Genomic DNA, 13,306 nt, shown 5'->3' with positions numbered 1-13,306 from the left:
TCTGGGAAGGTGCAGGAACCGGCGGATGACCTCGTCCCGCGTCTGCGTGTGATCACGCGCGAGCTGCCTCCCATGGAGGATGTCCTCGACTACACCACCGGGTACGATCCCCTCTTCTGGAGCCGTCGCGGAGAATCCCTCGCCGGCTTCGGTGATCTGCTCACGCTGCGGTACGCCGGAGCCCAGCCCGGCGACGCCACGATCGCCGATCGCTGGCGCCGGATCGCGGCCGCGGCCGAGATCGACGACCCCGTCGGGCTCCCCGGTACCGGGCTCATCGCGTTCGGCTCATTCGTGTTCGACCCGCGATCGGAGCGCGAGAGCGTGTTGCGCGTGCCCGGGACGGTCGTCGGTCGCCACAGCGGTCGCGCGTGGGTGACGCGTCTCGCGTTCGCCGACACTCCCGACGAGCCCGAGCCCGAACTGCCCCCGCGCTCCCCCTTCGGCCCGCACTGGTCGGCCACGCTCGGACCCGGCCGCCAGACCGCCGAGAAGTACCAGGATGCCGTCCGCCAGGCGGTCGAGGCGGTGCGCGCCGGAGAAGTGGGCAAGGTCGTGCTCGCCCGCGACATCGTTGGCACGGTCCCCGCCGGATCCGATCGGCGCCGTCTCGCGCGGTCGCTGCTGGAGGGGTACCCCGACTGCTGGGTGTTCGCCGTCGACGGCCTGATCGGCGCGAGCCCCGAGACCCTCGTCACCGTGTCCCGGGGCACGGTCACCGCCCGGGTGCTCGCCGGGACGACCGCGCGCGGCGGCGACGCCGACAGCGACGTCGCCGCCGCGCTCGCACTGACCGAGAGCGCGAAGGACCAGGAGGAGCACCGCTTCGCCGTGCAGAGCGTCCTGGCGGCCCTCCGCCCGCACACGTCGGCACTCGCCGCCGCCGAACAGCCCTTCACCCTGAAGCTCCCCAACGTCTGGCACTTGGCCACCGACGTCGAGGGAGAGCTGTCCGAAGCGGCATCCTCGCTCGATCTCGTCGCCGTCCTGCACCCCACCGCGGCCGTGGCCGGCACTCCGACTGCGACCGCGATGGAAGTCATCCGACGCCTGGAGCCGTTCGACCGCGGCCGCTACGCCGGAGCCGTCGGCTGGATCGGAGCCTCCGGTGACGGCGAGTGGGCCATCGCCCTGCGGTGCGCGCAGATCGATCCCGCCGCGCCGTCGTCTCCGACCGCCCCGATCACCGCCTACGCCGGCGCGGGGATCGTCGCCGACAGCGTGCCCGAGTCGGAGCTGCTCGAGACACGCGTGAAGTTCCGGCCCATCGTCGAGGCGCTCGCGTAGGACTCAGGATGCCGCGAGGCGCTGCTTCTCGGTCGCGATGTCGTAATCGGCCGCGGGCCACTGCGGGTCGATGTCGGCGAGAGCGCCGATGAGCAGCTGCTGGACGGCGAGGCGCGCGTACCACTTGCGGTCGGCGGGGACGACGTGCCAGGGCGACAGAGGCGTGGAGGTGCGCTCGATCGCGACCTGGTAGGCATCCATGTAGTCGTCCCAGAGGGCGCGCTCGTCGACGTCGGACGGGTTGTACTTCCAGTGCTTGTCCGGGCGGTCCAGGCGTGCGGCCAGACGGTCGCGCTGCTCCTCCTTCGAGATGTGCAGCATGACTTTCACCACCCGGATGCCGAGCTCGGCGGCCTCGGCTTCGAAGGCCGCGATCGCGCCGTAGCGGCGCTCGATCTCGTCGGCGGGCGCCAGTTCGCGCACGCGCCCGATCAGCACGTCCTCGTAGTGCGATCGATCGAAGACACCGAGGCGACCGGCATCCGGGAGGCGCGTGCGGATGCGCCAGAGGAAGTCGTGCGACAGTTCTTCGGCCGTGGGCTTCTTGAACGAGGCGAGCTCGACCCCCTGCGGGTCGACGGAACCGACGACGTGCTTGACGATGCCGCCCTTGCCCGCGGTGTCCATCGCCTGCAGCACCAGCAGCACCGATCCGGTGGCCGTTCCGGCGATGCTCTGCGCGAAGAGACGTTCCTGCAGGTCGGACAGCGGCTCGACGCCGGCATCGAGGTCGGCCTTTCCGTGCTCCTTGTCGCCGTCGTACCCCGGGGTCGACCGGGTGTCGATGTCGGCGAGACGGAATCCCGGCGCGACGCGGAGGGCGTCGGCGACGGGCGTGGACCAGCGGTTCGGCGTACTCATCGTCACATCGTGGCGGGTGGGAGCGTGCCGCGCCAGAGGTTGACGGCCCCCGGCTCAGCGCTCGAGCGGCACTTCGATGAGCTGTCGTCCACCCGCGGGCGCGGTGAGCGCCTGGTCGAGCGCGACCCGCGTGGTCACGCGGCGATACTCCCACCCGTAGGCGAGCGCGAGCTGCTCGAGCCGGGCGTTCTGGGGGGTGTACTGCACGCGGCGCATCGCGTCGTCGCCGGCCACGGCGGCGACCTCGAGCCCGTCGAAGATGGTGCCGCCCCCGTCATTGCCGACGATCACCTGCAGGCGGGGCTCGTGCTCACCGGACGGGAGGAGCAGCGCGCCGACGTCGTGCAGGAACGCCAGGTCGCCCAACAGGACGCGCGTGACGCCGGGACGCTCGCCGTCCTGGCTGGCCAGGGCCACCCCGGTCGCGGTCGCGATCGTGCCGTCGATGCCGGCGAGCCCGCGGTTGGCGTGCACCGCGACCTTCTTGCCGCCGAGGACGTCGTCGGCGACCCGCACGAGCCGCGACGAACCGAACACGAGCCGGTCGTGCGGCCACGTCGCCCGCCACAGCGCGTCCACGAGGGCCGCCCGATCGACGGGGGCCCGCATGACCTCGACCTCGGCGTTGATGGCGCCCAGTCGCTCGTGCGGCACCGCGGACGACAGCCCGTCCGCATCGGGGGCGGGCGGGGTCAGGTCGACCGCGGCGGCGCGCGACGCGCGCATCCACTCCCCCAGCCACACCCGGTCGGCCTCGCCCGTCGCCCGGACCGCGTCGACCGCGTGCGTCGCACCGTTGAGGTTGACCGGCTCGCCTGGACCGCGCACCGCGATCACCTCGACATCGTCGCGACCGAGGAGGTGCGTGACCTCACGACTGAGGGTGGGGTGGCCGAAGACGACGACGCGCTCGATGCGGTCGCCCAGCCCCGGGTCGCGGAGCAGGGCGCGGTACGAATGGACGACGTGCCGACCGAAGCGCGCCCCGCTGACGATCTCGGCGATGAGGGGGAAACCGCCGTGGTGGGCGAGGTCTTCGGCGGCGGGCCCGGCATCCGCTCCGGCGACGACGACGGTCCGCGGCCCCGGGACGAGGGCGAAGGCGGCTTCGGGCTCGGGCGGCACGTCGGCGATGCCGATCCCGCCCCCGCCCTGGTAAAGGGCCCCGGATGCCTCGCCCTCGGCGACGGCATCCGCGGGGTCCGGTCGCGTGGCCCGGGCGACAAGCCAGTCGGGCGCGGCGCCCGCGAGCGGCTCGCGGAGGGGGATGTTCAGGTGCACCGGACCGGCGGCGCGGGTGCCTTCACCCAGAGCCGCGGCGAGCGCCGTCGCGGCGACGGCGTCGAAATCGGCGGTCTGTTCCGCCGTGGCATCCGGATCCACCTTCTCGGGGACCGGGAGATCGGCCTCGTACCGGACGGCCGCGCGGAACAGGCCCGGCTGCCGCGTCGTCTGATTCGCGCCGATGCCCCGCAGCTCGGGCGGGCGGTCCGCGGTGAGGACCAGGAGCGGGACGCCGGCGTGGTGCGCCTCGAGGACGGCGGGAAGGAGGTTGGCGACGGCGGTGCCCGACGTGCAGATCACCGCGGCCGGCATCCCGCTCTCGCGAGCGATGCCGAGGGCGGTGAACCCGGCGACGCGCTCGTCGATGCGCACGTGCAGGCGCACGAGACCGGCTCGCTCGAGGTCGGCGGCGACGAGCGCGAGCGCCTGCGAGCGGGATCCGGGGCTGACGACGAGGTGACGCACGCCGCGCGAAACCAGGCCCGCCAGGAGGGCGGCGGCCGCGTCGGTGGCCGGGGCCGAGGCGCCCCGTTCGGTCGGTGCCACGGTCAGCCGACGGCGCCGCGCTGACCGCGGCCGTCGTCGTCCGTGCCCGGCTTGCCGCCGGGGCCGTCCGTGTTCGGGCCCGGCGCCGGGGGCGTGTCCCGCGGGTCGTCGGCCTCGGAATCGAGCTGCGCGAGCTCTTCTTCGAGCCGGCGGATCCGCTCGTCCTGATCGGCGCGGGCGCGAGCGGAGAGGCCACCGAGGAATTCGGGGTCGTCGTCGGGGGCGCGGCGCAGCAGCGGGCGACCCGCACGGCCGCGACCGATGACGAACCACAGGATGCCACCGAGCACCGGCAGCACGATGACGATCACCATCCACGCGGGCTTGCTGACCCCGCGGTGGCGGGCGGCCGGTTGGACGGCGCAATCGACGATCGTGTAGACCCAGAACGCGGTCGCCACGAGCGCCAGGATCAGCAGCAGGCGTGCCATGCACCGATTCTACGTGTGCTGCCTGGACACGGGCCGGGCGCCGGGGCCCGAGGCGGCGGTCGTAGAGTGGGGGTATGCGTGCCCGTTCCGCCCTGGTCTACACGGTGCTGCGTCTGCTGGCGTTCCTGGTGCCGCTGGGCGTGCTGCTGCTCTTCCCGATCTTCCGCGAGCTGCCGTGGCTCGCCGCGGTCTTCGCCGCCCTGATCGGCCTGAGCCTGTCGCTGCTGTTCTTGCGCCGCCCCCTCGACCAGGTGACCGGCGACCTCGCCGACCGCCGCGAGGCACGGCGCGCGGCGAACCGCCGCACCGCGGCCGAGGCGGATGCCGACGCCGAGGATGCCGCCGTCGACGGCACGCGGGACGAACGGCCCGACACCGCCCGCTGAACGCTCGGGCCGGTGCCCGCTCATGCCACGAACGCCCAGAAGAGCAGGGCGCCGTACGCGACCGACGTGAAGCTCGTCACCTGCAGGGCCGTGACGAGTTCGCGCGGCGCACGGTAGGTCCACACGATGAGGGTCGCCGCCAGTGCGCCGAGCATCGCGATCAGGGTCAGCCACGCGACGGGATACACCAGGGCGAGGAACACCGCGATGCCGAAGGGGGCGAGCACGAACAGCGTGAACAGCACTTGCGTGGCCCGGCGGCCGATGAGCACCGAGAGCGTGCGCTTGCCCGCGAGACGGTCCTGGTCGATGTCGCGCAGGTTGTTCGCCAGCAGCACGGCACAGGCCAGCAGGCCCGCCGCCACCGCGCCGAACCACGCCTCCTGCGGCAGCGACTGCACCTGGAGCCACGTGGTGCCGAGGGTCGCGACGAGTCCGAAGAAGACGAAGACGAACACTTCGCCGAGCGCGTTGTAGCCGTACGGGCGCTTACCTCCGGTGTAGAACCAGGCCGCGACGATGCACGCCGCCCCCACCGCGATGAGCCACCACTGGCCGGTGCGGATGACGAGCGCGAGGCCGATGACCGCGGCGAGGGCGAAGAACGCCAGCGCCACGATGAGCACGGTGCGCGGGCGCGCCTTCTTGCCGCCCGTCAGCCGGCCCGGTCCGACACGGACGTCGTCGGTCCCGCGGATGCCGTCGCTGTAGTCGTTGGCGTAGTTCACGCCGATCTGCAGCGCGAACGCCAGCGCGAGGCACGCCAGGGCGATGACCCAGTGGAAGCGGTCGTCGACGAGTGTCGCTGCCCCCGTGCCGATGAGGACGGGCGTGACCGCCAGCGGAAGCGTGCGCAGCCGCGCGGCCGCGATCCAGTCGCGCGCCGTCGCGGGGGTCGCTGCCCGCGGCGCGGGACGCTGCGCCTTCTGGGGGTTTCCGCCGGGACGTCGTTTCGGTGCGGGACGCGAACGCTTGCGAGACTGTGCTGCCACGGAGGGACAGCCTAATTCCTGGTGGAGCCGAACCGACGCCGGAGGGCCGCCCGGTCGGGTTTGCCCGAGGTCAGCAGCGGCAGCGCGTCGATCGTGATGACGCGTGCCGGTCGGGCGACCGCGCCGACGGCCGCGGCGACCGCCTCCCGCACGCGGGTGAGCAGCACCTGCTCGTCGAGGCCGGGCGCCCCGGCGACCACGACCGCCGATCCCTGGCCCCACCGCTCGTCGTCGACGGGCACGACCACCGCCGACTCCATCCCGGGGAGCGCGCGCACCGCGGCCTCGACGCGGTCGAGCGAGACGTTCACGCCGCCCGAGACGATGACGTTGTCGAGACGGCCCGTGATCCTCAAGACACCGTCGACCAGTTCGCCGCCGTCCCCGGTGCGGTACCACCGGACGCCGGCGGCATCCCTCGGGAACACCTCCTCGGTGCGGTCGGGATCCCCCACGTATCCGTCGGCGAGGGTCGGTCCCGAGATGCGCACCTCGCCGTCGACGATCGCGAGGTCGACGCCGTCCAGGGGGACGCCGTCGTACGCGCACCCGCCGCTCGTCTCGGTCGATCCGTAGGTGCGGACGATCCGCGCCCCGACGGCGTCGGCGCGTTCACGCAGCGAGACGGGCAGAGCCTGACCGCCGATGAGGATGCGCTCGAAGGACCGCAGCGCCCGGGCGACCTCGGCGTCGGTCTCGGCCGCATCCAGCAGGCGCTGCAGTTGCGCGGGCACGAGCGAGGTGTAGGTGGGCACCCGGGAGCCGTTCTCGTACGAGGCCATCCCCAGGGCCGCGGCCGCGAAGGGTTCGGGGCGGAAGGCCCCGGAGAGCACGGCGGGCTCGCGCCCGGCCGCCAAGGCCCGCACCAGCACCTGGACGCCCGCTACGTACGTCGCCGGCACCGCGAGCAGCCACGCGCCTTCGCCGATCCGCGCGGCGGTCGCGAACGCGCTCGCGATGAGCGCGTTGCGGCCGATCGCGACGGACTTGGGCACCCCGGTCGACCCCGACGTCGTGATGACCACGGCGGTGCCGGCGGGCACCTCGGCCGGCAGATCCGTCCCCCCGCCGAGGCTCACGGCGGGCCCGGCCCCGAGGACCGCGTGTCGGAGCGCCCGCAGGACGTCGCGCGGATCCTCGGATGCCACCGACTCCAGCCTCACGGGAGCACCGGGCCGCGGCACCCGGGGCTCAGTAGTGCCACGGGACGTCGGACCAGTCGGGGTCGCGCTTCTCGAGGAACGAGTCGCGGCCCTCGGCGGCCTCATCGGTGCCGTAGGCCAGACGTGTGGCCTCTCCGGCGAAGATCTGCTGCCCGACGAGTCCGTCGTCGACGGCGTTGAACGCGAACTTCAGCATGCGCACGGCGGTAGGCGACTTGGTGAGGATCGTCCGTGCCATCGCCAGCGCCTCGCGCTCCAGATCGGCGTGCGGCACGACCCGGTTGACCGCCCCCATCTCGTAGGCGCGCTGGGCCGAGTACTCCTCCGCGAGGAAGAAGATCTCGCGGGCGAACTTCTGCCCGATCTGGCGGGCGAAGTACGCGGAACCGTAGCCGGCGTCGAAGGAGCCGACATCGGCATCCGTCTGCTTGAAACGCGCATGCTCCGCGCTCGCGATGGACAGATCGCAGACCACGTTGAGCGAGTGCCCACCGCCCGCGGCCCACCCGGGGACGACCGCGATGACCACCTTCGGCATGAAGCGGATCAGCCGCTGCACCTCCAGGATGTGCAAGCGTCCCGCGCGGCCGTGGTCGGCGACCGCGGTCTCGTCGTCCGAGTACTTGTAGCCGTCTCGTCCGCGGATGCGCTGGTCGCCGCCGGAGCAGAACGCCCAACCGCCGTCCTTCGGGCTCGGGCCGTTGCCGGTGAGCAGCACGACGCCGATGCGGTGATCCTGCCGGGCGATGTCGAGGGCCCGGTGCAGCTCGTCGACCGTGTGGGGGCGGAAGGCGTTGCGCACCTCGGGCCGGTCGAAGGCGATCCGCGCGATGCGGCCGTCGTGCGTGACGTGCGCCGTGATGTCGGTGTACGCCTCAGCGCCCGGCGCCAGGGTCCACTCGGCGGGGTCGAAGATGTCGGAGACGGTCACCGTACTCAGGCGTTCTTGGCGTCGCGCCAGGCCAGCCAGCGCTCGATGAGCGAGTAGTCCCAGTTCGGGCCCGAGAAGCCGAGGGTGAACAGACGCGTTCCGGCGTCGTACAGGGCGTCGGCCATGTCCTCGTCACGGTCCTTGAGCTCGTTCGAGACGAGGAGGCCGGACAGGTCGCGCTCCTCGGTCTCGGCCCACCGCTGGATGACGTCGAACTTGTGCGGCAGCTCGTCGGGGGTGACGAAGCTGTGCCAGATGTCGGCGTGCCGGGCGACGATGCGGAGCGTCTTCTGCTCGCCCTTGCCCCCGATCATGACGGGGATCTTGCGCGTGGGGGCGGGGTTGAGCTTTCCCCAGCGCTCGACGATGCGGTCGAGGTCGCTCGCGAGAGCGTTCAGTCGCGAGCCGGCGGTGCCGAAGTCGTAGCCGTACTCGTCGTAGTCGCGCTGGAACCAGCCCGAGCCGGTGCCGAAGAGGAAGCGGCCGGTGTCGCCGCCCTTCTTGCTGATGTGGTCGATCGTGCGGGCCATGTCGGCCTGCAGGTCGGCGCCGCGGTAGCTGTTGCAATTGACGAGGGCGCCGAACTCCACGCGCTCGGTCTGCTCCGCCCAGGCGGCGAGCATCGTCCACGCCTCGAAGTGCTCGCCGTCGGGGTCGCCGTAGAGCGGGAAGAAGTGGTCCCAGTTGAACAGGACGTCCACGCCCATCTCCTCCAGACGGAGGACGGCGTCGCGGATGTCGGAGTACTGCACGTGCTGCGGCTGGATCTGGACGCCGAGCCGGACCGGGGTGTCGAAGAGCATGGGCCCAGCCTATTCCCGGGGCCCCGGACGGAGGCCAGGATGGGACGATGAGCCCGCTCCCCCCTCTCTCCGACGTCCTCGCCACGGCGCGGGTCGTCGCCCTCCCGCTCGCGACCCGCTTCCGCGGCATCCGGACCCGGGAGGCCGTCGTCTTCGAGGGCCCCGAGGGATGGACGGAGTTCTCCCCGTTCGTCGAGTACGACGACCCCGAGGCGGCGACGTGGCTGGCGGCCGCGATCGACTTCGGATGGTATCCCGCTCCCCCCGCGGTGCGCGCGAGCATCCCCGTCAATGCGACCGTGCCCGCCGTCGCGGCGGCAGAGGTCGCCGCGGTGCTCGCCCGGTACGACGGATGCCGCACGGCCAAGGTGAAGGTCGCCGAGCCCGGTCAGGTGCTCGCCGACGACGTGGCACGGGTGAGGGCGGTGCGCGAGGCGATGGGCCCCGAGGGCCGCGTGCGCGTGGACGCGAACGGCGGCTGGAACGTCGACGAGGCCGAGCGCGCCGTCCACGCCCTCGCCGGATTCGACCTCGAATACGTGGAGCAGCCGTGCGCCGAGGTCGAGGAGCTCGCGGAGCTGCGCGAGCGCATCGGCTACCTCGACATCCCGATCGCCGCCGACGAAAGCGTGCGCAAGGCCGCCGACCCGCTGCGCGTGGCACGGGCCGGCGCCGCCGACCTGCTGGTGATCAAGGCGCAGCCGCTGGGCGGCGTGCGCGCGGCACTCGCGATCGTGGAGGAAGCAGGCCTGCCCGCCGTGGTCTCCAGCGCCCTGGACACCTCGATCGGCCTGTCGATGGGGCTCGCCCTCGCCGCTGCGCTGCCCGAGCTGGAGTACGACTGCGGGCTGGGCACCGCCGCCCTGTTCACCGCCGACGTCGTCGCCGAGCCCCTGCGCCCCCGGGCAGGCGCCCTCGCGGTCACGCGTCCGTTCCCGACGACGTCCGGGCTCGACCGTCTCGAGGCTCCCGCCGATCGGTGCGACTGGTGGCTGCAGCGGCTCGCGCGGTGCTACCGGATCCTGGAGGCGGACATCACTCGAGGATGAGCGCCACGATGTGCGAGAGCCGGTGGGCGAGATCGCGGCGTGCGCCGTCGGGGTCGCTTCGCGTGATGAGCGCGTGCTCCGATACCGACACCCACGTCGACAGGAGCAGATCCGTCGCTTCGTCGAGGGGCACGCGCAGCGCGAGGCCGCGCGCTTGGGCGACGTCGCGGATGAGGTGCGAGACGTTGTCGGACAGTCCCCGGTCCAGCGCGAGGTAGGCCTCGGCGAAGTCGGCGTTGCGCAGCGCCTGCACGCGGATCTCCGCGCCCAGCAGCACGTCCAGCCGATCGTGTCCGGCGACCTCGAGCACCTCCTGCACGAGGTTGCGCACTTCCATGTCGGCATCCAGGCCGCGTACCTCGAGCGACTCGATGCGCTCGCGAACCGCCGACAGCGTGGTGTCGGCGGAGCGTTCGCACAGGGCGAGGAAGAGCTCCTCCTTGGACGCGAAGTTGGAGTAGAAGGCACCACGGGTGAATCCGGCGCGTTCGCAGATCGCCTCGACCGATGAGGCGTCGATGCCCTCTTCGGCGAACATCTGGGCCGCGGCATCCATCAGGCGCGTGCGGGTGTTCTCGCGTCGACGCGACGGCGCCGGTGCCGTGTCGGTCATGCCGCGACTCCCTCTGGCTTCACGGGCGAGACTCAGGTTGATGCCCACCCCGAGTCACTACGATACATTGTTGTATCCGATACGGTGCTGTATCGACCATCCGCCGACTTCCGGGAGCAGCCACCGTGTCCACATTCCTGTACACCCTGGGCCGCTGGTCATTCCGTCACCCGTGGCGCGTCCTGTCGGCCTGGCTGCTGATCCTCGTCCTCGCCGGGGGTGGAGTCGCCCTGTTCGCCAAGGGCACCGACAACACCTTCGCGATCCCCGGCACCGAGTCGCAAGCCGGTCTCGAGATGCTCTCGCGCACGTTCCCGCAGGTGAGCGGGGCCAGCGCCGACATCGTCGTCGTCTCCGCGGACGGCACGAGCGTGCGCGACCAGGGATATCAGGATGCCATCGGCACGACCGTCTCCGACATCCAGAAGCTCGATTTCGTCGAGGCCGTGACGAACCCCTTCGACGAGCGGGTCTCCGGCGGCGTGTCCGACAACGGCCGCGCGGCGATCATCCGCATCCAGTTCTCCGGCGAGTCCACCGCCGTTCCCACCGCGACCGAGGACGGCCTGCGCGAGCTCAGCGCCACGCTCGGCACCGACCTGCCTTCCGGGTCGCAAACCGTGCTCGGCGGCCAGCTCTTCGCCACCGAACTCCCCGCGCCCAGCATCACCGAAGCGCTCGGCGTGGTCATCGCCGCGATCGTCCTCATGCTGACGTTCCGGTCGCTCTTGGTGGCCGGGATGCCGCTGGCCACCGCGATCCTCGGTGTCGCGCTCTCGGTCGCACTCATTTTCATCGCCACCGGTTTCGCGACCGTCTCTTCCACGACCCCGCTGCTGGCGGTGATGCTGGGGCTGGCGGTCGGCATCGACTACGCCCTGTTCATCGTGTCGCGACATCAAGACCAGGTGCGCGGCGGGATGGACCCCGAGGAATCCGCCGCGCGGGCCACGGGTACGGCCGGATCCGCCGTCGTGTTCGCCGGCATCACCGTGCTCATCGCGCTCATCGGCCTCAGCTTCGCCGGCATCCCGTTCCTGACCACGATGGGCGTGGCCGCCTCGGTCGCCGTCGCGATCGCAGTGTGCATCGGACTGACCCTGACGCCCGCGTTCCTCGGGTTCGCGAAGGGGCGCGTCGTCGGCTGGGGCTTCGCGAAGAAGCGCACGAGCGCGCGCCGGCGCCGGGGGATGACGGCGCAGGAGGACACCGACGCCCTCGCGGCCGCCGCCGCAGACCGCGAAGAGAAGATCGCCGCCCAGAAGGTCCGGGCCGCGCGCAACGGCCCCGCCCGCCGCTGGGTGGGTCTGGTGACGCGGCATCCCGTCGTCACGTCCGTGGCCGTGATCGGACTTCTCGGGGTAGCCGCCATCCCCGCCGGCAGCCTCGCCCTCACCCTCCCGACCGCCGGCCAGCTGTCCCCGGGCAACGAAGCGCGCACCGCCTACGAACTGACCGACGAGTACTTCGGCCCGGGCGCGAACGGCCCGCTCATCATGACCGGGACGATCGTGACCTCCAACGATCCGCTCACCCTGATGCAGAACATCGGCGACGAGGTCGCGAAGATCCCCGGCGTCGCCGAGGTGGCCCTGGCAACCCCTAACGAGACCGCCGACACCGGCATCGTGCAGATCGTGCCCGAGACCGGCCCCGAGGACCCGCGCACCGCCGACCTCGTGCGCGAGCTCCGCGCCGCCGAGGACCGCTTGTACGACGAGTTCGGCGTGCGGCTGCTGGTGACCGGCTACACCGCCGTCACGATCGACATCTCCGATCAGCTGGGAGCGGCGCTCCTCCCCTTCGGTGTGTTCGTGGTCGGTCTCTCGCTGATCCTCCTCATGATCGTCTTCCGCTCGATCTGGGTGCCGCTGACCGCCGCGGCCGGCTACCTGCTGTCGGTCGCCTCGTCCTTCGGCGTCGTGGCCGCGGTGTTCGAGTGGGGGTGGTTCGCCGACGCGCTCCACGTGGCCAAGGTCGGCCCCATCATCAGCTTCATGCCGATCGTCGTGATGGGTGTGCTGTTCGGCCTCGCGATGGACTATCAGGTGTTCCTCGTCTCGCGTATGCGAGAGGACTACGTGCACGCCGACCGCGAGGGTCGCACGCCGCGCGAAGTGGCCCTCGGCGCCGTCCGCAGCGGATTCGTGGGCTCAGCGCGTGTGGTCGTGGCCGCGGCCGTGATCATGTTCTCGGTGTTCGTCGCGTTCGTCCCCGAGGGCGATTCGAGCCTCAAACCCATCGCCCTCGGCCTCGCTGTCGGCGTCGCCGTCGACGCGTTCCTCGTGCGCATGACCCTGGTCCCCGCCGTGCTCGCCCTTCTGGGCGCGAAGGCCTGGTGGATGCCGCGCTGGCTCGACCGACTGCTCCCGAAACTCGACGTCGAGGGTGAGGCCGTCGAGCGCGAACTGGGGTTGTCCGACTGGCCGAGCGAACCCGCCATCGCGATCGCCGCCGACGACCTGCGCGCGACCCCGGCCTCCGACAACGCCGAACCCGCGTTCGCCGACGTGAACCTGCGCCTCGGCTACGGCGGAACGCTGCTCGTCACCGGCGAGACGCGCGTCACCCGCCCGCTGCTGCTCGCACTCGCCGGCCGCCTGTCGACGCTCGAGGGTCGCCTGCGCGTCGACGGGCTCCTCCTCCCCGACCGCGCGGGTGCCGTGCGCTCCCGCGTCGGTGTGGCGCTGCTGGACGACGCCGAAACCGCCGTCGACGAGGTCGCCCGCGCCGTCGCCGGCCGGACCCGCCTCGCCGTCCTGTGCGACGTCGATCGGCTGGACGCCGATGCCCGAGCCGACATCGCCGAGACGCTGCGACGCGCCGCGGTCGAGGCGCGTGAGCGCAACGACGACGCCGGGTCGGCCTTCACGCTCGTCGTGTCGGCCCGCGACGAACGCCGCGCGCTCGCCCTCCTCTCCGACGCGCATCGGCCCGATGTGACCTCGCTCGCGCTGCCC

General features: G+C 72.1%; 12 protein-coding genes. 4 read left to right on the top strand and 8 right to left on the bottom strand.

Annotated elements, in window-relative coordinates; translation table 11 throughout:
• Positions 1-72: 72 nt before the first annotated feature.
• Positions 73-1,287 carry an isochorismate synthase MenF gene (locus LQV45_RS02750; protein WP_230005646.1) on the top strand — a complete coding sequence of 405 codons (1,215 nt, stop codon included), beginning with the start codon at positions 73-75 and terminating at the stop codon, positions 1,285-1,287.
• A gap of 3 nt (positions 1,288-1,290) precedes the next feature.
• Here the strand turns inward: LQV45_RS02750 and LQV45_RS02745 are convergent, their stop codons facing one another.
• The 3 genes from LQV45_RS02745 to LQV45_RS02735 are packed head-to-tail and all read right to left on the bottom strand — an operon-like array spanning position 1,291 to position 4,409.
• Entirely contained in the window at positions 1,291-2,148 is an 858-nt protein-coding gene (locus LQV45_RS02745) for a PPK2 family polyphosphate kinase (RefSeq protein WP_230005630.1), read from the bottom strand.
• 54 nt (positions 2,149-2,202) lie between these two features.
• On the bottom strand, positions 2,203-3,978 hold the full coding sequence (menD, locus tag LQV45_RS02740) for a 2-succinyl-5-enolpyruvyl-6-hydroxy-3-cyclohexene-1-carboxylic-acid synthase (protein ID WP_374208132.1): 1,776 nt from the start codon (positions 3,976-3,978) through the stop codon (positions 2,203-2,205).
• A gap of 2 nt (positions 3,979-3,980) precedes the next feature.
• Positions 3,981-4,409 (bottom strand): PLD nuclease N-terminal domain-containing protein, encoded by a 429-nt coding sequence (locus tag LQV45_RS02735; RefSeq protein WP_138174276.1) that lies wholly within the window; start codon positions 4,407-4,409, stop codon positions 3,981-3,983.
• 74 nt (positions 4,410-4,483) lie between these two features.
• On the opposite strand from LQV45_RS02735, the gene LQV45_RS02730 reads away from it, so the two are divergent.
• Positions 4,484-4,795: a DUF4229 domain-containing protein gene (locus LQV45_RS02730; protein WP_230005629.1), complete on the top strand. Its 312-nt coding sequence runs from the start codon at positions 4,484-4,486 to the stop codon at positions 4,793-4,795.
• Positions 4,796-4,815: 20 nt separating this feature from the next.
• Here the strand turns inward: LQV45_RS02730 and LQV45_RS02725 are convergent, their stop codons facing one another.
• The 4 genes from LQV45_RS02725 to LQV45_RS02710 are packed head-to-tail and all read right to left on the bottom strand — an operon-like array spanning position 4,816 to position 8,684.
• On the bottom strand, positions 4,816-5,787 hold the full coding sequence (locus tag LQV45_RS02725; RefSeq protein WP_230005628.1) for a 1,4-dihydroxy-2-naphthoate polyprenyltransferase: 972 nt from the start codon (positions 5,785-5,787) through the stop codon (positions 4,816-4,818).
• 11 nt (positions 5,788-5,798) lie between these two features.
• Positions 5,799-6,950, bottom strand: coding sequence for an AMP-binding protein (locus tag LQV45_RS02720; RefSeq protein ID WP_230005627.1), 1,152 nt, complete (start codon positions 6,948-6,950; stop codon positions 5,799-5,801).
• A 28-nt stretch (positions 6,951-6,978) separates the two neighbouring features.
• Complete coding sequence (locus LQV45_RS02715; RefSeq protein ID WP_230005626.1) at positions 6,979-7,881, bottom strand: 1,4-dihydroxy-2-naphthoyl-CoA synthase; 903 nt, start codon at positions 7,879-7,881, stop codon at positions 6,979-6,981.
• Positions 7,882-7,886: 5 nt separating this feature from the next.
• On the bottom strand, positions 7,887-8,684 hold the full coding sequence (locus tag LQV45_RS02710; RefSeq protein ID WP_230005625.1) for an LLM class F420-dependent oxidoreductase: 798 nt from the start codon (positions 8,682-8,684) through the stop codon (positions 7,887-7,889).
• 47 nt (positions 8,685-8,731) lie between these two features.
• Between LQV45_RS02710 and LQV45_RS02705 the strand changes: the two genes are divergently transcribed.
• Entirely contained in the window at positions 8,732-9,733 is a 1,002-nt protein-coding gene (locus tag LQV45_RS02705; protein ID WP_230005624.1) for an o-succinylbenzoate synthase, read from the top strand.
• Here the strand turns inward: LQV45_RS02705 and LQV45_RS02700 are convergent.
• Positions 9,720-10,346 (bottom strand): TetR/AcrR family transcriptional regulator, encoded by a 627-nt coding sequence (locus LQV45_RS02700; protein WP_230005623.1) that lies wholly within the window; start codon positions 10,344-10,346, stop codon positions 9,720-9,722. The two genes, LQV45_RS02705 and LQV45_RS02700, sit on opposite strands and share 14 nt — an antisense overlap.
• Positions 10,347-10,471: 125 nt before the next feature.
• Here LQV45_RS02700 and LQV45_RS02695 point away from each other — a divergent pair.
• Positions 10,472-13,306, top strand: a 2,835-nt coding sequence (locus tag LQV45_RS02695) for an MMPL family transporter (protein WP_230005622.1), incomplete at its 3' end; no start/stop codon positions are given.

Source organism: Microbacterium sp. Bi128 (assembly GCF_918698205.1).
The sequence above is the reverse complement of the archived record's forward strand: the minus strand, read 5'-3'. Positions and strand labels throughout refer to the sequence as shown.